14 protein-coding genes are annotated in these 20,845 nt (G+C 61.6%); 12 read left to right on the forward strand and 2 right to left on the reverse strand.

From position 1 onward, the window contains the following. The first annotated feature begins 71 nt into the window (after nt 1–71). From gcvH to INR99_RS15730, 3 genes are all read left to right on the forward strand, one after another. Nucleotides 72–458, forward strand: coding sequence for a glycine cleavage system protein GcvH (gene gcvH, locus INR99_RS15720; protein WP_028453203.1), 387 nt, complete (start codon nt 72–74; stop codon nt 456–458). Nucleotides 459–607: 149 nt separating this feature from the next. Continuing rightward, nucleotides 608–3,466 (forward strand): aminomethyl-transferring glycine dehydrogenase, encoded by a 2,859-nt coding sequence (gene gcvP / locus INR99_RS15725; RefSeq protein WP_194117329.1) that lies wholly within the window; start codon nt 608–610, stop codon nt 3,464–3,466. 107 nt (nt 3,467–3,573) lie between these two features. Further along, nucleotides 3,574–4,089, forward strand: a complete 516-nt coding sequence (locus INR99_RS15730; protein ID WP_194117330.1) for a glycine cleavage system transcriptional repressor — start codon at nt 3,574–3,576, stop codon at nt 4,087–4,089. A 102-nt stretch (nt 4,090–4,191) separates the two neighbouring features. Here the strand turns inward: INR99_RS15730 and INR99_RS15735 are convergent, their stop codons facing one another. Together INR99_RS15735 and INR99_RS15740 are read right to left on the reverse strand one after the other, a co-directional pair. Further along, nucleotides 4,192–4,818, reverse strand: a complete 627-nt coding sequence (locus tag INR99_RS15735) for a trimeric intracellular cation channel family protein (RefSeq protein ID WP_194117331.1) — start codon at nt 4,816–4,818, stop codon at nt 4,192–4,194. Nucleotides 4,819–4,857: 39 nt separating this feature from the next. Next, nucleotides 4,858–8,730 (reverse strand): response regulator, encoded by a 3,873-nt coding sequence (locus INR99_RS15740; protein WP_194117332.1) that lies wholly within the window; start codon nt 8,728–8,730, stop codon nt 4,858–4,860. Nucleotides 8,731–8,853: 123 nt separating this feature from the next. On the opposite strand from INR99_RS15740, the gene metG reads away from it, so the two are divergent. From metG to INR99_RS15785, 9 genes are all read left to right on the forward strand, one after another. Beyond that, on the forward strand, nt 8,854–10,872 hold the full coding sequence (gene metG, locus INR99_RS15745; RefSeq protein WP_194117333.1) for a methionine--tRNA ligase: 2,019 nt from the start codon (nt 8,854–8,856) through the stop codon (nt 10,870–10,872). A 75-nt stretch (nt 10,873–10,947) separates the two neighbouring features. Next, nucleotides 10,948–11,919 (forward strand): L-threonylcarbamoyladenylate synthase, encoded by a 972-nt coding sequence (locus tag INR99_RS15750; protein ID WP_194117334.1) that lies wholly within the window; start codon nt 10,948–10,950, stop codon nt 11,917–11,919. A gap of 104 nt (nt 11,920–12,023) precedes the next feature. Continuing rightward, complete coding sequence (locus tag INR99_RS15755) at nt 12,024–12,575, forward strand: GspH/FimT family pseudopilin (RefSeq protein ID WP_194117335.1); 552 nt, start codon at nt 12,024–12,026, stop codon at nt 12,573–12,575. Between the two features lie 16 nt (nt 12,576–12,591). After that, the gene (locus INR99_RS15760; RefSeq protein WP_194117336.1) at nt 12,592–13,200 is read left to right on the forward strand and encodes a PilW family protein; all 609 of its coding nucleotides are present in this window, start codon (nt 12,592–12,594) and stop codon (nt 13,198–13,200) included. Between the two features lie 2 nt (nt 13,201–13,202). After that, entirely contained in the window at nt 13,203–14,483 is a 1,281-nt protein-coding gene (locus INR99_RS15765) for a pilus assembly PilX family protein (protein ID WP_194117337.1), read from the forward strand. Next, entirely contained in the window at nt 14,483–15,067 is a 585-nt protein-coding gene (locus INR99_RS15770; protein ID WP_194117338.1) for a prepilin-type N-terminal cleavage/methylation domain-containing protein, read from the forward strand. The genes INR99_RS15765 and INR99_RS15770 overlap by 1 nt, the downstream gene beginning before the upstream one ends. A 190-nt stretch (nt 15,068–15,257) precedes the next feature. Further along, entirely contained in the window at nt 15,258–17,522 is a 2,265-nt protein-coding gene (locus INR99_RS15775) for an arginine/lysine/ornithine decarboxylase (RefSeq protein WP_194117339.1), read from the forward strand. Between the two features lie 102 nt (nt 17,523–17,624). Next, nucleotides 17,625–19,175, forward strand: coding sequence for a diguanylate cyclase domain-containing protein (locus INR99_RS15780; RefSeq protein WP_194117340.1), 1,551 nt, complete (start codon nt 17,625–17,627; stop codon nt 19,173–19,175). Then, nucleotides 19,169–20,761 carry a GGDEF domain-containing protein gene (locus tag INR99_RS15785; RefSeq protein WP_194117341.1) on the forward strand — a complete coding sequence of 531 codons (1,593 nt, stop codon included), beginning with the start codon at nt 19,169–19,171 and terminating at the stop codon, nt 20,759–20,761. The genes INR99_RS15780 and INR99_RS15785 overlap by 7 nt, the downstream gene beginning before the upstream one ends. Nucleotides 20,762–20,845: the final 84 nt, after the last annotated feature.

Below are 20,845 nucleotides of genomic sequence, written 5' to 3' on the forward strand. Positions count from 1 at the left end.
GGTATCACCATGCAGGCCTGTAATACCAGAACCTACAAAGCAATACCATTCAACCTATCCAAGGAAAGATCATGAGCAAGGCACCTGCTGAACTGAAATACGTCGAAACCCACGAATGGCTGCGTCTGGAAGCCGATGGCTCCGTCACCATCGGCATTACCGACCACGCACAGGAGCTGCTGGGTGATGTCGTTTACGTCGAGCTGCCGGCAGTGGGCAGCGTACTGGCCAAGGACGCGCAAGCCGGCGTGGTCGAGTCGGTCAAGGCCGCCAGCGACGTGTACGCACCGATCGCCGGTGAAGTCGTGGCGATCAACGACGAACTGGTCGGCGCGCCGGAAACCGTCAATGCCGATCCGTATGGCGCGGCCTGGTTCTTCCGCATCAAGCCGGCCGATGCCTCGGTGCTCGACGGCCTGATGAGCGCCGACGACTACCTCGGCCAGATCGGCGCCTGATCATCGCCTGACTGCGCACCGTCAGCACCCGCAGACACACAAGGTATTGCCTTGCAGCCATTCAATAACAAAGGCCGCAGGGCAATACCCATACGATAACCACTGCGCGGTGCGGTGCGCGCCTGCCTCACGGATACAGAGATACACGCATGAGCACGCTTACCCAACTGGAAGGCCACGACGCCTTCATTCATCGCCACCTTGGCGTCTCCGCCGCGGAAGAAGCCGCGATGTGCGCGACGCTGAAGGTCGCCAGCCGCGCCGAGCTGGTCGCCCAAACCGTCCCCGCGCAGATTCGTCTGAATGCCCCGCTGGCGATTGGCGCACCGATGCGCGAAGAAGACGCGCTGGCCAAAATCCGCGGCTATGCCAGCCAGAACATCATCAAGAAGTCGCTGATCGGCCTGGGCTATTACGGCACCCACCTGCCGACCGTCATCCTGCGCAATGTGCTGGAAAACCCGGGCTGGTACACCGCCTACACACCGTATCAGGCCGAAATCGCGCAAGGCCGCCTGGAAGCCCTGCTGAACTACCAGCAGATGATCATCGACCTGACCGGTCTGGAGCTCGCCAACGCCTCGCTGCTGGATGAAGCCACCGCCGCCGCCGAGGCGATGGCGATGGCGCGCCGCATTTCCAAAGCCGCCAGCAATGCCTTCTACGTTGACGAAGGCGTGTTCCCGCAGACGCTGGACGTGCTGAAAACCCGCGCGGAAGGCTTCGGCTTCACGCTGATCACCGGCCCCGCAATGGATGCCGCCAAACACGACGTGTTCGGCGCACTGTTCCAGACGCCGAATGCCAGCGGCGAACTGACCGACTTCACCGCGCTGATCGGCGAGCTGAAGGCCAAGGGCGTGGTCACTGCCGTCGCCTGCGACCTGCTGGCGCTGGTGCTGGCCAAGGCGCCGGGCGAAATGGGTGCGGACATTGCCTTTGGTTCGGCGCAGCGTTTCGGCGTGCCGATGGGCTTCGGTGGCCCGCACGCGGCGTTTTTCGCGACCCGCGACGAGCACAAGCGCTCGGTGCCGGGCCGCATCATCGGTGTCTCGGTGGATGCGCGCGGCAAGACGGCGCTGCGCATGGCGCTGCAAACCCGCGAGCAGCACATCCGCCGCGAAAAGGCAAACTCCAACATCTGCACCTCGCAGGTGCTGCTGGCCAATATCGCCGGTTTCTACGCCACCTATCACGGCCCCGAAGGCCTAAAGCGCATCGCCAGCCGCGTGCACCGCAGCGCGCAGATTTTCAAGGCCGCGCTGGTACAGCACGGTGTATCTGTCCAGAACGCGCAGTTCTTCGACACCCTGACCATTGCCAGTAGCGACGCGGGCAGCATCGCCGCCCGTGCACTGGCAGCAGGTTTCAATGTGCGCGTTGCCGCCAACGCCATCAGCGTGTCGTTCGACGAAACCACTACCCGCTCCGATCTGGCCGCCCTGCTGGCCGCCTTCGTGCCGGGCGCGACGCTCGACGTCGACGCCGTTGATGCGCAAGTCGCCACTGCCTGCGAATTCGGTCCGGCGCGCTCTTCCGCCATCCTGACGCACCCGGTGTTCAACCGCTATCACACCGAACACGAAATGCTGCGCTATCTGAAGCGTCTGGAAAACAAGGATCTGGCGCTGACGCACTCGATGATTCCGCTGGGCAGCTGCACCATGAAGCTCAACGCCACCAGTGAAATGATTCCGGTGACCTGGCCGGAATTCGGCAACATTCACCCGTTCGCCCCGGCGGATCAAACCCGTGGCTACGAGTTGCTCTTGAACGAGCTGACCGAGATGCTCAAGGCGGTGACCGGCTTTGCCGCGATCTGCATGCAGCCGAACTCCGGCGCGCAGGGCGAATACGCCGGTCTGGTGGCGATTCAGCGCTACCACGCCAGCCGTGGCGAAGGACATCGGAAAATCTGCCTGATTCCGAAATCCGCGCACGGCACCAACCCGGCCACCGCACAGATGCTGGGCCTGTCGGTGATCGTGGTGAACTGCGACGACAACGGCAATGTGGATGTCGAAGACCTGAAGGCCAAGATTGCGCAGCACGCCGCAAATCTCAGCTGCCTGATGATCACCTACCCGTCCACCCACGGCGTGTTCGAGGAAGCGATCAAGGACATCTGCGCACTGGTGCACGCCGCTGGCGGCCAGGTGTACATGGACGGCGCGAACCTCAACGCGCAGGTTGGCCTGACCAGCCCGGCAACCATTGGTGCCGATGTCAGCCACATGAATCTGCACAAGACCTTCTGCATTCCGCACGGCGGCGGCGGCCCGGGCATGGGCCCGATCGGCCTGGCCGCGCATCTGGCGCCGTTTGCGCCAAACCATTCTGTCAATGTGGTTTCCGGCCCGAATGTCGGCCAGAGTGCCGTATCCGCCGCGCCGTACGGCTCGGCATCAATTCTGCCGATCTCGTGGATGTATATCGCCATGATGGGCGGCAGTGGTCTCACCGCTGCAACCGAAGTCGCCCTATTAAACGCCAATTATGTGGCCACAAGGCTTTCCGGGCATTACCCGGTGCTGTATACCGGCAGCCAGGGTCGCGTGGCGCACGAGTGCATTATCGACATCCGCCCGATCAAGGCGGCGTGTGGCATCACGGAAGTCGACATCGCCAAGCGCCTGATGGACTATGGTTTCCACGCCCCGACCATGAGCTTCCCGGTGGCCGGCACCATCATGATCGAGCCGACCGAGTCGGAATCGAAGAGTGAACTTGATCGCCTGATCGACGCGCTGATCGCCATTCGCGGCGAAATCGCGCAGGTGGAAAGCGGCGCACTGCCGGCGGACAACAACCCGCTGAAAAACGCCCCGCACACGCAAGCCGACGTGATTGGTGAGTGGGATCGCCCGTACAGCCGCGAAGCCGCCGTGTTCCCGCTGGCGTGGGTGGCGGCCGCCAAGTACTGGCCGAGCGTGAACCGCATCGACGACGTGTACGGCGACCGCAATCTGTTCTGCGCCTGCGTCCCAATGGACGAGTATCAGGCCTGACATGGTTAGCAAACCCCTGCTGGCGGCATTGCACAGGGGTTTGTTATCCACGCCCAATAACATCCGGAGCTGCGGCCTGCTTGCCGCACCCTGAAAAGGAACAAACCATGAGCCAAACCCTGGTTCTTACCGTGCTGGGCGACGACCGCCCGGGTCTGGTCGGCGAACTCGCTGCCGTCATTGCCGCGCATGACGGCAACTGGCTGGAATCGTCGTTCTCGCAACTGGCCGGCAAGTTCGCCGGCATCGTCCGTGTCGATGTTGCTGACCCCAAGGCCGCCGGCCTGCAGGCCGCGCTGCTGGCGCTGAGCAATCTGCACATCGTCTGCGAAGTGGCCGGCAGCAGCGCGGTGCAGTACACCCGCGCGCTGTCACTGAGCCTGGTCGGCCACGACCGCATCGGTATCGTGAAGGAAGTCAGCCAGGTGCTGGCGCGCCATGCGGTGAATGTGGTCAGCCTCTCGACGCACACCGACAGCGCACCGATGTCCTCGGAGCTGATGTTCCACGCCGACATCGCGCTGGAAGCGGGCTCCGCGCTCGATACGCGTGCGCTCAAGGCCGATCTGGAGCAGTTGTCGGACGACCTGATGGTCGACGTGCAGCTGGGCGAGCTGCTGTAAAGCCTGCCCGCTGCAAAAAGAAACCGGCCAGAAGGCCGGTTTCTTTTTGCAGGGTATGCGGCCAAACCAATCTTGCTGATTAGGCTACACGACCATACCCCATCAAGTTTTCTTGGGCAGGCGCAACTCGCTCTGGTGGGCAAACAGGCGCAGCGCGAGCCCGCCGGCAAACAGCAACCAGGTCGCCGCATCACTGACCCAGCCGAGCTGGAATAAGCCGTAGAGCACCACCGCCACCAGAATCGCCACCGTGCCGTAGAAATCCTCATGCAGGATAAAGGGAACGTCATTGCACAGCATGTCGCGCACCAGCCCGCCACCGACGGCAGTAACAAAACCGAGAAAGGCCACAGCAAAGGCATTGAGCCCCAGCGCCAGCCCAAGTTGCGCGCCGGCGATCGAAAACGCCACCAGCCCGATCGAATCGGCCACAATGAAGACCCGCTGCAGCCGGTGGCTGTCCAGACGCTCCAGCTTCAAAAGCCAGGCCAGCGCCAGCGTGGCAAAAATGGTGTACAGCGGCGAGGCATCCAGAAAAATGCGCGGCACGCTGTTGACCAGCACATCGCGGATCATCCCGCCGCCAATGGCGGTAAGCAGTGCCAGAATGCACACGCCCAGCAAATCGAACTGCTTGCGGGCCCCAATCAGATAGCCGGTAACGGTGAACGAGACGGTACCGATAAAGTACAGCCAGTCGAATTCGATATCGATGACCGCATCGAGCATGGCGGCTCCATTGCCGAAAAACGCCAGTGTAGCGGCGAATCAGCCAGTCTGGCGCAGCGCCCCGAGCAAGGCTTGCGCCAGATCAGCCAGCTGCGCCAGATCAGCCGGAATGGAATCCGGACGTCCTTCGCGGGCAGCGGCCTCGATGGCCTTGGCCGTTGCGGCCAGCTGCGCGGCCCCCAGCTGGGCCGAGGCCCCCTTGAGCTTGTGGGCACTTGCCGCCATGCCGGCCAGATCCCCTTGCGCCTGCTGCTGCCCAAGGCTGGCCAGACACTCCTCGACGGTCGGATAGAACAGCGCCAGCAGTTCGTCGCGCATATCCAGGCCCACCTGCTCTTCGAGCGATTTGAACATGGCGTCAATCGAAGCCAGCTCGGTATTCAGATCCAGTGCCGTCATGCCTTCCTCCTTGATCACGTCCGTTTTGTTGTTTCTGGTGTCCGCTGGGGCCACCTTGTCTGTCACCCAGTGTAGCAGCACTTTCTGCAGAGCCGCCTGATTGACGGGCTTGGCCACAAAATCATCCATGCCAGCCTGCCGGCACTGCTCGATATCCGACTTGAAGGCATTGGCCGTCAGTGCGACGATGGGCACCCGCGCATGCGGCGAAGCCAGCGCACGGATTTCCCGCGTGGCCTGATAGCCGTCCATGACCGGCATCTGGCAATCCATCAGCACCAGATCGTACTGCTGCCGCTGCACGGCCTGCAGTGCCTCCAGCCCGTCACCGGCCACATCAATGCGGCAGCCGAGCTTTTCCAGCATGATGCTGGCCAGGCGCAGATTGACCGGGTTGTCTTCCACCAGCAGCACATAGGGTTTGATGGCCGCCTGCAACTCGGCCTGGCGATGCCGTGTCACCAGCGGGCGCACCTCGGCTTCCAGCTGCTGCAGACGCAGGCTCTCGGCAATGACGAAACGCAGCTGCGCCTGGCGCAGCGGCTTGTTCAGATAGGCGGCAAAACCAGCATCCCGCGCCTTCTGTGCCCCACCGGGCAAGGCTACCGAGCTGAGCAGGATCAAAGGCAGCGCTTTGGCCGCCGACTGCTGCACGGCCGCGGCAAATGCCAGCCCATCCATTCCCGGCATCTGCATGTCCACCAGCGCCACATCGAAGGCATCCGGCGCGGCCTCGAGCCGCTGCAAAGCCACAGCCGCGCTGGCAAATTCCTCGCTGCGCATGCCAAATCCGTGCAGCAATTCAGTCACCAGGCGCCGGTTGGCATCGGAATCGTCCAGCACCAGCGCACGCAGATTGCGTAGATCGACATCGTTCACCAGCAGTTCGGGCTCCTCGGCCACCGGCAAGGTCAGCTCGAACCAGAATGTCGCCCCCTGCCCGGGCTGGCTTTGCACGCCGATGCGCCCACCCATGGCCTCGATCAGGCGCTTGCAGATCGACAAGCCCAGCCCCGTACCGCCAAAGCGGCGTGTGGTCGATGCATCGGCCTGCGTAAACGGAGTAAAGAGCTTTGCCATCTGCTCCTCGCTCATGCCGATCCCCGAATCGCGCACCTCCAGCCGCAGCGCAACCGACTCGTCGGCGCGCGCGAGCACCCGCACCTGCGTAATCACTTCACCCTGATCGGTAAACTTGATCGCGTTATTCTGCAAATTGAGCAGAATCTGCCGTATCCGCCCCGGATCGCCCTTGACGCGTGCCGGTACCTGCGGGTCGATCAGGCAGGCCAGCTCCAGCGATTTCACGGCTGCTTTTTCCGCCAGAATATTGAGCGTGTCTTCGCAGGTCGTGCGCAAGTCAAAATCGATCTGCTCCAGCTCGAGCCGGCCAGCCTCGATCTTGGAGAAATCCAGCAGATCGCTGATCAGCGTCAGCAGCGCATCGCCCGCGGTCTGGATGGATGCAACATATTCACTCTGCGTATGGCTGAGCTCGGTATCGTGCAGCAGCGCCGAAAAGCCCAGCACGGCATTCAGTGGCGTGCGGATTTCGTGGCTCATGTTGGCAAGGAAGTCCGACTTGGCCTGGCTGGCGGCCTCGGCGGCACGGCGGGCAGCATCCAGATCCTGTTCGATGGCGCGCTGGCGGGTAATGTCGGTGGCCACACCCAGATAACCGCTGATCTGCCCGCCGCCATCCCGCATCACCGTCACAACCAGGCTAACAGTCAGGTGCGAGCCATCCTTGCGGATGTAGGTCCAGTCATGGGCATCGGCAATGCCCAGACGGGCGCGATAGACAAACACGTCGAAGCCCTGAATCGGCTCGCCATATTCCTCGCTGAGCTGCTGCCCACGCTCGCCGATTTCCTGCAGGTCATGGATGATGGCCGGACTCTGCCGGTCCACCATCTCGCCGGCCGAATAACCCAGCATCAACTCGGCACCCTTGCTGAACACCTTGATCAGGCCATCGGCATCCGTGGCGATGATCGAAAACTCGGTTGCCGAGTCCAGCACATTGGCAAGCTGGCTCTGGCTGGACAGCAATTGCTGCAACAGGGAATCGCGTTCCTGCTCGTGCTCCAGCTGCAGGGTCATATCGCGCAAGAGCGCCACGAAATAGTACTGCCCATCCTGTACAAAGCGGTTCAGCGCAATCTCCACCGGAAACAGCGCACCATCGGCCCGCCGGGCCTGCAGCAAGCGCCCCAGTCCCATCATGCGCAGCTCGCCTTCACCGGCCGCATGCGTCACATAGGCCATGTGGGCCAGACGCTCGGCCTCGGGCATCAGTTCGGCCACGTTCTGCCCCAGCATGTCCTGCCGGGAGAACCCGAACATGACTTCAGCCGCCTGATTGAAGGTGACAATCCGCCCGGCACGATCCGCGGTAACAATGGCATCGCTGGTACTGTCGAGTACGGCCGCCAGCTGCTGCTCCTTTTCCTGCGCATCGCGACTGAGCACTTCGGCCAGCTTTTCCGCCTTCTGGCGCGTGCGACCCAGCACCAGCAACAAGGAGCAGCTCAGCGCGGTCAGCGCCAGCCCGCCCAGCAAAAACAGCCAGGGCAGCGCATTGCTGCGGCTGCGCTCGAATTCGGGCAGACCACTGATCGTCAGCACCAGCTCCTGATCGCCAATTCTGATCAGCTGTTCACGGTGGAAGCGCCGCTCGCCCACCGCCTTTGCCCCACGCCCCCCCAGATGACCATCGCTGTCGTAAAGCAGCTCCCCACCGGTGCTGGGGCGTCCTGCCCACAGCTCGAAGTCGAATTGACCGCCGGCCAGGGCGCCCACCTCCTTGACCAGGGTTCTGGCCAGCACCGGCGAGTAGGCCCAGCCAATCAGCGCCTGCTCGCGCTCTGCTGCGGTATCACGCGGCATGCTGGTCAGATAGCAAGGCAGCAGAAAGAGAAAGCCCGGTTCTTTCTTGCCGGATTGCACCAGTTGGATCGGCCGCGTCACGGTCAGCTCGCCGGTACGCATGGCGTACTCGGCCGCGGCCCGTCTTCGCGCTTCCGAGGCGATATCCAGCCCCAGTGCCGCGCGATTCTGCTCCAGTGGTTCGATCAGTTCGATCACATAAGCATCGCCATCGGCCTTGCCCAGTGAGCGGACATGGTAATCCGGTTGCAGCTCCCGGCGTTGCGCCTCGTAATCGGCTAATTGCTCCCGCGGCAGTTGCCGGATAAACCCGAAGCCCAGCGCCCCGGGATACAGCCGGTCGATCTGCTGCGATTCGATGAAGCGGCGGAATGCGGCCGGATCAAGCTCGCCATGGCGCACCTGCACATGTGCCCGCACGGTGGCCAGCCCGTATTCATAGCTTTGGGCAGCTTGCTGCAGCGCACTGACCAGCGGGTTGGTGAGGCGCTCGAAATCATGCTGGTAGGCGCGCTCGTTCGCCTGCCGCGAATAGAGCCACAGTGCGCAACTGCTGATCACGCCCAGAACTGCAAGCAGCAACGCCAGCAGGCGGTGATGTCGAAGAAAGCGCTGCAGAAGCATGAAGTGGGAAAGCCGCAAGGTAGGAACGGCTTTACTATAGTCGCCGCTTCGGGGAACGCCTAATCCAGCGCCCCGCGTCTGGGTTATAATCCCGCGATTGTTCCCCTTTATCCGCCCCGGCCCATGTCCCGCAAAATCCTCGTCACCTCTGCCCTGCCGTATGCCAACGGCGCGATCCACCTCGGTCACCTGGTCGAGTACATCCAGACCGACATCTGGGTGCGCTTTCAGAAGCTGCGCGGCCACACCTGTCACTATGTGTGCGCCGACGACACCCACGGCACGCCGATCATGCTGCGTGCCGAGAAGGAAGGCATCAGCCCCGAGGCACTGATCGAACGCGTTCATGGCGAGCATCTGCGCGACTTCACCGGCTTCCACGTGGCGTTCGACAACTATTACAGCACCAACAGTGCAGAAAACCGCCACTTTGCCTACGACATCTACGGCAAGCTGAAAGCCAATGGCAAAATCGTCAGCCGCACCATTTCGCAGCTGTACGACCCGGTGAAGAACATGTTCCTGCCGGACCGCTTCGTAAAGGGCGAATGCCCGAAGTGTGGTGCCAAGGATCAGTACGGCGACAACTGCGAAGCCTGCGGCACCACCTACGCGCCGACCGATCTGAAGAACCCCTACTCGGCCGTGTCCGGTGCCACGCCGGAGCTGCGCGATTCCGAGCATTTCTTCTTCAAACTCGGCGACTGTGAAGACTTCCTGAAAAACTGGACCACGACTGAGGGCAAGCTGCAGGCCGAAGCATCGAACAAGATGCAGGAATGGTTCGAGGCCGGTTTGAGCGACTGGGACATCTCGCGCGACGCGCCCTACTTCGGCTTTGAAATCCCCGATGCACCGGACAAGTATTTCTATGTCTGGCTGGATGCGCCGGTCGGCTACATGGCCAGCCACAAGAACCTGTGCGACCGTCTTGGCATCGATTTCGACAGCTACTGGAAAAAAGACTCCGACGCCGAGCTGTATCACTTCATCGGCAAGGACATTCTGTATTTCCACGCGCTGTTCTGGCCGGCGATGCTGGAGTTCTCTGGCTACCGCACGCCGACCGCGATCAACGCCCACGGCTTTTTGACGGTCGATGGTGCCAAGATGAGCAAGTCGCGCGGCACCTTCATCACCGCCGAATCCTATCTGCGCCACCTGAACCCGGAATGGCTGCGTTACTACTTCGCCGCCAAGCTGTCCAACACGGTGGAAGACATCGACCTGAACCTGGAAGACTTCAGCGCACGCGTGAATTCGGACCTGATCGGCAAGTACGTCAACATCGCCAGCCGCGCCGCCGGCTTCATCAGCAAGCGTTTTGGCGGCGAGCTGGCACGCGAACTGGGCGATGTGCCGCTCTTGAGCAAGCTCTCGGGTGAAGCCGAGCGCATCGCCGGTCTGTTCGACGCACGCCTGTATGGCCAGGCCATCCGCGAAATCATGGCGCTGACCGACGAGGTAAACCAGTTCGTCGACGCCAACAAGCCGTGGGAAATGGCCAAGCAGGAAGGCCGCGACGCCGAACTGCAACGCGTGTGCTCGATCCTGATCAATGCCTTCCGCATCCTCACCATCTACCTGAAGCCGGTACTGCCCAAGCTGGCACAGGACGTGGAAGCCTTCCTGAATGTTGCACCGCTGCAATGGGCCGACGCGCAAAGCCTGCTGCTGGCGCACTGCATCAACCCGTACAACCACCTGATGACGCGCATCGACCCCAAGCAGATCGAAGCCATGGTTGAAGAAAACAAGCAAAGCCTCGCGCCAGTTGTCGAAGCGCCGAAACTCGATTACGAGGTGCCGCCGATTGCCGAGACCATCAGCATCGACGACTTCATGAAGATCGACCTGCGCGTGGCGCGCATCGTCGAGGCCAAGGCCGTCGAAGGCGCCGACAAGCTGGTGTCGCTGACGCTGGATATTGGTTCTGAAACCCGCCATGTGTTCGCCGGCATCAAATCGGCTTACAAGCCGGAAGACCTGCAGGGGCGGCTCACCGTGATGGTCGCGAATCTGGCACCGCGCAAGATGAAGTTCGGCATGTCCGAAGGCATGGTGCTGGCCGCTGGCGGTGATGGTGGCCTCTACATCCTCAACCCCGATTCCGGTGCCAAGCCGGGCATGCGGGTCAAGTAATAACCACGGGTATTGCCCTGCAGCCTTTACACTTGTTTGGCTGCAGAGCAATACCCTTTTCTTTTGGATTCAGCCATGTCCACATCCAGTACTTCACTCGACCAGGCTCTCGCGCTGTTGCGCGCGGGCGAGCTCGTCGGCATTCCGACCGAGACGGTGTACGGGCTGGCTGCGGACGCGGGCAACCCGGAAGCCATTGCCAAAATCTTTGCCGCGAAAGGTCGCCCGGCCGACCACCCGGTGATCGTGCATATTGCGGGTGCTGAACAACTGCCCGACTGGGCGACCGACATTCCCGCTGCGGCATGGCAACTGGCGGAAGCGTTCTGGCCTGGCCCGCTGACGCTGATCCTGCCGCGCAAAGCCTCCACCCCGCTGGCGGTGACCGGCGGGCAGGATTCGGTTGGCGTGCGCGCGCCGGCACACCCGTTGACGCACGAACTATTAAAACAGTTCCGTGGCGGCTTGGCCGCGCCTTCGGCCAACCAGTTCGGCCACGTGAGCCCGACCACGGCACAACACGTGCGCGATGAATTCGATACCGCCACGCTGCAACTGGTACTGGACGGCGGGCCGTGCGAAGTCGGCGTGGAATCGACCATTGTCAGCCTGATTGGCGCCCCCAAGCTGCTGCGCCCCGGCGGCGTGCCGCGCGAGGCCATCGAAACCCTGCTGGGTATTGAGCTGGAGCACCATCAATCCGCCAGCTCCGCCAAGATACGCGCCTCTGGCCTGCTCGACAGCCACTACTCGCCACGCACACCGCTGCTGACCGGCCCGCTTGCCGTGCTGCGCGCCGAGGCTGTTGAGCGATCTGATGCCGGCCAAAAGGTGCTGCTGCTGTCCTTTGCCGGCACGGCACCGCAAGGCGTGAGCGCCGCCGTGCTGCCCGACGATCCGGAACAGTTTGCCCGTGACATCTACGCCACGCTGCGCCATTACGACCGCAAGGGCTTTGCCGCGCTGCTATTGGAAAGCCCGCCGCAGACCCCTGCCTGGCTGGCGGTGAACGACCGGCTGCGCCGTGCGGCACATCAGCGTCTCTGATGCCGCTGGTAGGTCAAGAGCCACCGTACAGGAATGTTACGATTGTAAGTTATCCATGATTCGCTGATGATTCATGGGTTTCCACCCTCCCCGAATCGACGCCCGTGCGCCAGAGTGGCTTTACCCTGATCGAAATGATGGTCACCGTTGCGGTGCTTGGCATTGCACTGGCGATCGCCGTACCCAACCTCAGCGATTTCATCGCGCGCACCCATCTCAAGGGGGTCGCCGACAATCTGGCGCAGGATCTGGTGTACGCCCGCAGCGAGGCCGCCCGCCAGAACAAGACCGTCCAGCTGAGCATGAGCGATGGCGCCAGTAGCTGCTACGGCCTCACCACCAATAACACGACCGACTGCACCTGCACCATTACCGACGCCGCCACCAGCGGCTATTGCGAACTGCGCCAGGCCGGCAGCTTCCCGTCCGGAATTACACTCACCCGAGCCAACGGCGCCTTCAGCAATCTGCAATTCGATTCTGCGCGCGGTCTGCCGGTCACCAGCAGCAATGCCACGCTGACTGGCAATCAGGAAGTCACGGTCACCGGCAAATCCGGCCGCAAGCTGGTGGTGAAGATGTCGGTACTGGGCAGTGTCTGCATCTATTCACCCAGCGGCAGCAGCAAAGTAGGAGGGTACCCGGATGCATGCTAGAAATAACAAAGCATTCATGACCATACCCCAAGGGGGTTTTACCCTGATCGAAATTTTGGTCGCGCTTGCCATCGGCATGCTGATCATTGGTGCGGCCTACAGCTACTTCCTGAGCACACTGCGCAACAGCAGCGCCATGGTGGCGCAAAGCCGGCTGCAGCAGGAAATCCGCACCGCGGCCGACCTGATGCAGCGCGACCTGCGCCGTGCCGGTTATTTTCCCAATGGTGACACCACCAACCAGCCGCTGGTGAGCACCATCTGGATCGGCAAAACCACGAGCGCACAGGCCAACACCAACTGCGTAATCTACCGCTATGTGGACGAGCGGGGTACGCTGCGCAACGGCGGCTTCCTGCTGGCCGCCGACGGCCGGCTGTACATGAAAAATGCCGGCAGCAGCAACAACACCTGCCAGACCGGCAGCGACTGGGTGGCCATCACCGCCAGCAACTTCACCACGGTCAGCCGCTTTACCGTCAGCTACACCAGCGGCAGCCGCCCGCGGCTGGCCATCGGGCTGACCGGCACGCTGCAAAGCGACAGCAAGGTCAATTTCGCGCTCGACCAGACCATCACCCTGTTCAATGCCCCGAGCCTGGGCACCGCCACCACCGGAAGTTGACCATGCGCTACGGTATGCCCCCCCTCTCCCGCCAGCGCGGGCTGGCCACCCTGCTGATTGCCGTGGTGATGCTCATCGTGCTGGCCTTCATTACGCTGTATAGCAACCGCGCCATCTTCATCGAGCAGCGCACCACCACCAACCAGTACAAGCGCACGCTGGCGCTCGAAGCCGCCCAGTCCGGCATCGACGGCTTCATGGGTACACTGGGCGGAACGGATACCAGCCAGAACTTCAACAAGTATTTCCAGAAATCCGGCGGCAACTGGCAGCTGAAAACCAATTACGACAACGCCAGCAAACTCAATAGCGCCGGCTATCTCAACAGCAGCAACAGCGCATACAACCATGACTTCGGCCAGACCGGGCTGAAAACGGCCGACAGCGGCACCCTGCCACTGCCCAAGGATGCCGGCGGCAACAACATCGACGGTTTCGCACAGACCTACACCGTCTATCTGGCAACGCTCGGCACCAACCGTTTCCGCATGATCAGCCGGGGCTGTGCCGACGCCTGCGACTACGCCGAAGCGTTTGTGATGATTGATTTCACAATCAGCGGCGGAGCAATTTGCCCGATGGATGTGAATGGCACACTGAATATCTCGACTTCTGGCGGCTCCAGCATTCACGGATTTACCAATAACGTAAAAAACAGCAGCGGCAGCGATGCGTATACCTGCGGGGTCAGCGTTGGCACTCAGGGCACAGGCAGCTTCAGCGATGTCATTGGCTGTGTCACACAGTGCAATAATTCAAGCAGCAACAAATATGACCCACCCTATGAAATCACCGGCGGGGTCAGTAAGGACACGCACTTCCAGAATTACTTCGGCACTGACATCAATTCGCTCAAGGCCAGTTCCAGCACATCCTGCCTGCTGGGTGCGGCAGGTACGGACAGCAACTTCAGTGCAGTGCAGACCAGCATCAACACGACGTGTGCAGGCAAGAAGTATGTCTTCATTCAAGGCAATCTGGTCTTTGACTCCCAGTTCGCCAATGTGGGCCTGAACCGGACGCCTCCGATGGTACTGATTGTCGAAGGCAATCTGAGCATGCCCAATCCATCGCCCAGCACACTATTCGGCACCCTTTATGTCCGTGGTGATGCCGTTTCGAATATCCCGAGCAGCCTGACCATCAATGGATCTGCGGCCTTTGCGGGCAATCTTTCCACCAACGGTACGATTTCGGTTTATGCGACATCCCCGTATTCAGTCATCCCCAGCAGCAGTGCGACCAAACCCAGCACCAGCGCCAACTCCTGGAGGGATTTCTGATGCGTCCCCTGCGCTCACAGCATGGCATCAGCCTGATCGAGGTCATGATCGCGGTCGCCATCCTCGCCGTCGGGCTGCTGGTGCTGTCGCGCTTCACCGGCACGCTCTACCGCGATGTGGCTTTCAGCGCCGACCGCTCGCGTGCGCAGAACATGGCACAGCAGAAAATCGACGAATTGCGTGCTACCGGTGCCAGTACGACCACGAGCGGCAGCGACGGTGCGGCCGATTGCAGCACAGGCAGTTTTCGCCGTTACTGGACGGTCAGCACCCCGGGCACGCCCCCCGGCGTAAAGAGCATTTCGATGAACGTCTGCTGGACCGACAGTCGCGGCAATGCACAGACGCTAGCAGTGAGTACCTACATCGCGACCAGCAGCAGCACAACCACGCCGGCTCCAAGCAGCACGCCGACAGCCACCCCAGCCGCCACGCCGACACCGAGCTATCCGGCCTGGCAGGCCAACACGGCTTATCCGCAGGGCACGGTCGTGTCTTACAACGGCTCGAATTATCGTGCCGATTATGCCATTCCGGCCTCGTACACCTCGCCGGATGCCTGGAACTGGTGGAGCAAGATCTAACTGGCAAGCGGGGTGCTGCCACGCGAAAGCGGCTACTGCGGCAGCGGGGCAAATTCGTCACACCCTTGCCGCAAAAAACCGCTAACATAGCGCGTTTTTCGGGACGTCCAAGGCCGGTAACAGCCTGATTCCTCAGGTTGCCAGAGGTACCGCGCTCCCTTTCCACCCCTTCTTTGGAAAGGACACGCCAATGCGTTTTTACTTCCCCCTCGTCATCATCGACGAAGATTTCCGCTCTGAAAACACCAGCGGCTCGGGCATCCGCGAGCTGGCTGCGGCCATCGAGGCCGAGGGCATGGACGTCGTCGGTTATACCAGCTATGGCGATCTGACTTCGTTTGCCCAGCAGCAAAGCCGCGCTGCTGGCTTCATCCTGTCGATCGACGACGAGGAATTCGGTGGCGGCACGCCCGAAGAAACGCAGGACGCATTGACGCACCTGCGCCACTTCGTCGAGGAAATCCGCCGCCGCAATCCGGATATCCCCATCTACCTGTATGGCGAAACCCGTACCGCGCGCCACATACCCAATGATGTATTGCGCGAGCTGCACGGCTTCATTCACATGCATGAAGATACCCCCGAATTCGTGGCCCGTCACATCATCCGCGAGGCGAAGTCCTACCTCGACGGACTGGCCCCCCCCTTCTTCCGTGCGCTGACCCACTACGCGCAGGATGGCTCCTATTCCTGGCACTGCCCGGGTCACTCCGGCGGCGTGGCCTTCCTGAAATCCCCGGTCGGCCAGATGTTCCACCAGTTCTTCGGCGAAAACATGCTGCGCGCCGACGTGTGCAATGCGGTGGACGAACTCGGCCAGCTGCTGGATCACACCGGCCCGGTAGCCGCCTCCGAGCGCAATGCCGCACGCATCTTTAATGCCGATCACCTGTTCTTTGTTACCAACGGCACGTCGACCTCCAACAAGATCGTGTGGAACTCGACCGTGGCACCGGGTGACATCGTGGTGGTGGACCGCAATTGCCACAAGTCCATCCTGCACGCGATCATGATGACCGGCGCAGTCCCGATCTTCCTGATGCCCACCCGCAACCACTACGGCATCATCGGCCCGATCCCGCGCAGCGAATTCGAACCGGAAGCCATCCGCAAGAAAATGCTGGCCAACCCCTTCTGCCGCGAAAAACTGGCCGAGAATCCCAACGTCAAGCCGCGCGTGCTGACCATCACCCAGTCGACCTACGACGGCATTCTGTACAACGTCGAGGAAATCAAGGGGCTGCTCGACGGCGAAATCGAGACGCTGCATTTCGACGAAGCCTGGCTGCCGCATGCAGCCTTCCACGACTTCTACGGCGACTATCACGCGATTGGCGAAGACCGCCCGCGCTGCAAGGATTCGATGATCTTCTCGACGCAATCCACGCACAAGCTGCTGGCCGGCATTTCGCAGGCCTCGCAGATCCTGGTGCAGGATGCGATCGACAACAAGCTCGACCGCGACATCTTCAACGAAGCCTACCTGATGCACACCTCCACCAGCCCGCAGTACGCGATCATCGCCTCGTGCGACGTCGCCGCCGCGATGATGGAAGCGCCGGGTGGCACCGCGCTGGTGGAAGAATCACTGGCCGAGGCACTGGAATTCCGCCGTGCGATGCGCAAGGTCGATGAGGAATACGGTCAGGACTGGTGGTTCCGCGTCTGGGGTCCGGACGACCTGACCGATGAGGGCCTGGATCACCGCGACGCGTGGATGCTGAAGGCCGGCGAAAACTGGCACGGCTTTGGTGATATCGCCGAAGGCTTCAACCTGCTCGACCCGATCAAGGCAACGATCTTGACCCCGGGGCTGAATGTCGACGGCAACTTTGCCGATAGCGGCATTCCGGCCGCCATCGTGGCCAAGTATCTGGCCGAGCATGGCGTGGTGATCGAGAAGACCGGCCTGTATTCCTTCTTCATCATGTTCACCATCGGCATCACCAAGGGCCGCTGGAACACCATGGTGACCGCATTGCAGCAATTCAAGGACGATTACGACAAGAATGCCCCGCTGTGGCGCATCCTGCCGGAATTCATTGCCCAGTTCCCGCAGTACGAACGCATCGGCCTGCGCGACCTGTGCCAGCAGATCCACGGGATCTACAAGGACAACAACGTCGCCAAGCTGACGACCGAGATGTACCTGTCGGATCTGGTGCCGGCGATGAAACCGTCCAAGGCCTTTGCCAAAATGGCACACAAGGAAATCGAGCGCGTACCGCTGGACGAACTGGAAGGCCGCGTCACCGCTGTGATGCTGACGCCCTACCCGCCGGGCATTCCGCTGCTGGTGCCGGGCGAGGTCTTCAACAAGACCATCGTCGACTACCTGAAATTCGTGCGCGAATTCAACGGCCGCTTCCCTGGCTTCGAGAGTTATACGCACGGGCTGGTGGTGGAAGATGGTCCGGCCGGCAAACGCTACTACGTCGATTGTGTGGCGAATTAGGCGAAATTGAGCGAGAGCTCCCTGTCAAACGGGTCAGCAGGTTTTGCTGGCCCGTTTGTACTTCTATAATCGGCTTACCTTCCATCACCGCCCAGAGCCCGCATGGCTGTTGAAGAGCAGATATTCCAGCTGCTGCATCAAGCCAGGACCGAGACCCGCACCGGCTCGGCCAGCAAGGCCGGCTTGCTTGTCGATCGGGCCGAGCAGCTGCTGGGCATGCAGAATCTGCCGCTGCTGGAAGCGGCCATCCACCTCGAACGCGCGCGAATCGCCTGGGGACTGGTGCACTACCCCGAAGGCCTACAGCACATCCGCAAGGTACTGGCACTCAGCGAGGATGCCCCGCTGCTGCGTGCCGAAGCGCTAAGCCTGCAAGCCCTGCTGCACAATGCCCAGGGCAATTACAGCAAGGCACTGGAAGGCTGGGTCACCTGTCTTGAAGAAGCTGGCACCACCGCCAGCCCCGATCTGTACATCGAGGCTTATCTGGGCATCGGCCACTACTACCTGTATGACAACCAGCCCGCGCAGGCCCAGCTCTACCACAGCTATGCCCTGCACCTTGCCGAACAGCACACTGACCGTCATCTGCGACTGAAAGCCGCGCTGTTCCTGCTGTTTGACCTGATGCAGGCGGAACGGGCCGAAGAGGCAATGCAGGTACTGCAAATCGCCCGGGCCTGCGAGGCGGAGGATACGGATCCGGCCTGGCGGGGTGAAATCCACCACTACGCTGCTGCCGCGCTGCTGTCGCTGGGTCGCCTGGATGAGGCCGAACACGAGTTGCAGCAGTCGCTGCAGATCAATATGCGCGAACAATTGCTGTGGGGAGAAACCCAGAATCGCATGCTGCTGGCCAGACTGTATCAGGCGCAAGGCAAACTGGCGCAGGCCGGCGGCACGCTGGAAACAGCGATCGCCATTGCCAGCAGCTTTGATCAGGGCTTTCTGCTGCAACAGGTCTGCAGGCAGCTGGTGGACTTGCGGGAAAGCACCGGGGACTTCGCCTCAGCGCTGGCTGCGCATGAATCCTACCATCGCTTTGCCGTCAACCATCGCCGCCAGCTGAAACGCAATCGCACCCAGCTGACCCCTGCCCGGCTGGCACAGCTTGATCTGCGCCTGCAACTGGTCAAGTCCCGCTATGACCTGGCTCTGCTCAAACAACGAGGCTTGCGTCAGCTCGACAATCAGGACGGCACCGACATACTCACAGGACTTCCCCGCCGTGTCGTGCTGGAAAACCTGTTGCAGCAATGGTTGCAGCAGCAACGCAGCGAGCACATCACGCTGCAGCTCTGGCAGATCAACGGATTGACTGCCTTCAACGAAATTCATGGCATCAGCAGCGGGGACCAGCTGCTGCAGCGCTGCGCCAGCCTGCTGCAGGAGGCTGCGCGCCAGTTCCGGGGTGAAGCACTGCGCTTTAGCGGCAGCAGCCTGCTGCTGATCACCGACCGCAAGGCCGCCGACGCCGCGGCCCGCCACTTGCAGGAGTGGATACCCCAACTGCGCTGGCAGCACGCCGATGTCTTTGTCACGCACAGCCTGACGGTAACCGACTGGAATCCTGCCGAGCCCGCGGGCCGGCAACTGCTCGGCCGGCCGGCAGACTGGTTCTGGCCTGCCGGCACGGGAGTACCGGGATGCTGATCGTGCACGAACTGCCTTTCATCTACCAGCTGCATGAGCTGATGGCCCGCGATCCGGCCGCGGCACAGGCAGAAGCCGCAGCACAGATGGCAACCCGCGCCGATCCGGTGGAACGTCTGGCACTGCGCCTGCTGCAGGCCATCTGCCACGCCCGTCTGGGCAATTATGTCCAGGCCGAGTACGAGCTCACCCGGGCACTACGCCAGGCCAAGCAGCGCGGCATGCATTATCTGGTCGCAGAAGCCCGCGATGAGCTGGCGGCGATCTGCCTGATGCGCGGCCAGATCGATGCCGCACTACGACAATGGCTGGATTGCTTTGATGCTGCCTTGCAGGAAGACAGCCGTTTCGGCCTCGTGCGGGCACACCTCGGCATCGGCAAGGTTCTCTTTGCCCTTGGCAAGCATGACGAGGCCAAAGAGCAGCATCTGCGTTCGGTCGAGCTGTCGTATGCCCTGAAAGACAACAGCATGAACTCGGCCATCCACCTCTGTCTGGCGGCGGACTACCTGAAATTGGCCGAATTCGATCGCGCCTATGTCGCGCTCGCAATCGCCGAAGACAATCTGGCTCACAGCCCCTACCCGGACAAGCACCGCAGCGAATTGCTGATCTACCGCAGCCAGATCCGTGCCGGACGCGGCGAATGGCATAAGGCCGTCAATGAGCTCGATGAAGCCATCCGCATGGCAACGGCCGGACATTACAACTGGCACCACGCCTTTGCCGAGCTGGAATCCGGGCGCGTGCATTTCGTGCTGAACCGGCTGGCCACTGCACGCAGCCATTTGCTGATCGCCAGCAGCAAAGCTCACAGCATTGCCTCACACCTATTGGAAATGCAGGCCGAGGAACTGCTCTACAGCATCAGCAAACAGGAGCAGCGCTATGAAGAAGCACTGGTGCACCACCGGCGCTATACCGAGCTGACGCTGGAACTGATCGATAATCAGAATCGCCACCAGATTGATCCGACGACGCGGCGGCGGCTGCGGCGCATGGAAAGCGAACTGGCCCTGGCGCAATCCGAGCAGGAGAACTCCAGCCTGATGGCACGCCTGCAGAGCCACGAACAGCATATCCAGGCATTGAAAATCGAGGCAGAAACCGACCCGCTGACCGGCGTCTTCAACCGGCGGGCACTGGAGGATCGTCTGCAGCGCGAGCTCTACACCGCCACGCAGCTGAGCCGTCCCTTCAGCCTGCTGATGCTGGACATTGACCACTTCAAGCAGGTCAACGACCGTTTTTCGCACCTGACCGGCGATGCAGTGCTCAAAACGGTGGCCGAGCTGATTCAGTCCTGCTGCCGGCAGGATGAATTCATTACCCGCTATGGCGGGGAAGAATTCGTGATCCTGCTGCCCGGCGCGGGTGCAGACACCGCCCGGCATATTGCCGAACGCATACGCCTGAAAATCAGCCACCATGACTGGTTCACCCTGCACCCGGAACTGCTGACCCTCACCATCAGTATCGGCACAGCGGAATTGCAAGCCGGCGAGTCCACGCACGATCTGCTCGCCCGTGCCGATGCCCACCTCTACCAGGCCAAAGCGGGCGGCCGCAATCGCACCTGCTGCTAGGCAAGGGTATAGCCACATACCCCATCAAATACTGAGCAAGCCTGCCATTACCCTAATGGGTATCCACCACCTTGGCTGCGAGAA

The sequence above is a fragment of the Chitinilyticum piscinae genome (assembly GCF_015223195.1).
GTDB lineage: Bacteria > Pseudomonadota > Gammaproteobacteria > Burkholderiales > Chitinibacteraceae > Chitinilyticum > Chitinilyticum piscinae.

Coding starts and splice junctions, on each gene's coding strand:
- INR99_RS15740 (WP_194117332.1), bottom strand. CDS start 8,730: ATGCTTCTGCAGCGCTTTCTTCGACATCACCGCCTGCTGGCGTTGCTG.
- INR99_RS15765 (WP_194117337.1), top strand. CDS start 13,203: ATGCGCTACGGTATGCCCCCCCTCTCCCGCCAGCGCGGGCTGGCCACC.
- gcvP (WP_194117329.1), top strand. CDS start 608: ATGAGCACGCTTACCCAACTGGAAGGCCACGACGCCTTCATTCATCGC.
- INR99_RS15770 (WP_194117338.1), top strand. CDS start 14,483: ATGCGTCCCCTGCGCTCACAGCATGGCATCAGCCTGATCGAGGTCATG.
- INR99_RS15780 (WP_194117340.1), top strand. CDS start 17,625: ATGGCTGTTGAAGAGCAGATATTCCAGCTGCTGCATCAAGCCAGGACC.
- metG (WP_194117333.1), top strand. CDS start 8,854: ATGTCCCGCAAAATCCTCGTCACCTCTGCCCTGCCGTATGCCAACGGC.
- INR99_RS15750 (WP_194117334.1), top strand. CDS start 10,948: ATGTCCACATCCAGTACTTCACTCGACCAGGCTCTCGCGCTGTTGCGC.
- INR99_RS15760 (WP_194117336.1), top strand. CDS start 12,592: ATGACCATACCCCAAGGGGGTTTTACCCTGATCGAAATTTTGGTCGCG.
- INR99_RS15785 (WP_194117341.1), top strand. CDS start 19,169: ATGCTGATCGTGCACGAACTGCCTTTCATCTACCAGCTGCATGAGCTG.
- gcvH (WP_028453203.1), top strand. CDS start 72: ATGAGCAAGGCACCTGCTGAACTGAAATACGTCGAAACCCACGAATGG.
- INR99_RS15735 (WP_194117331.1), bottom strand. CDS start 4,818: ATGCTCGATGCGGTCATCGATATCGAATTCGACTGGCTGTACTTTATC.
- INR99_RS15775 (WP_194117339.1), top strand. CDS start 15,258: ATGCGTTTTTACTTCCCCCTCGTCATCATCGACGAAGATTTCCGCTCT.
- INR99_RS15730 (WP_194117330.1), top strand. CDS start 3,574: ATGAGCCAAACCCTGGTTCTTACCGTGCTGGGCGACGACCGCCCGGGT.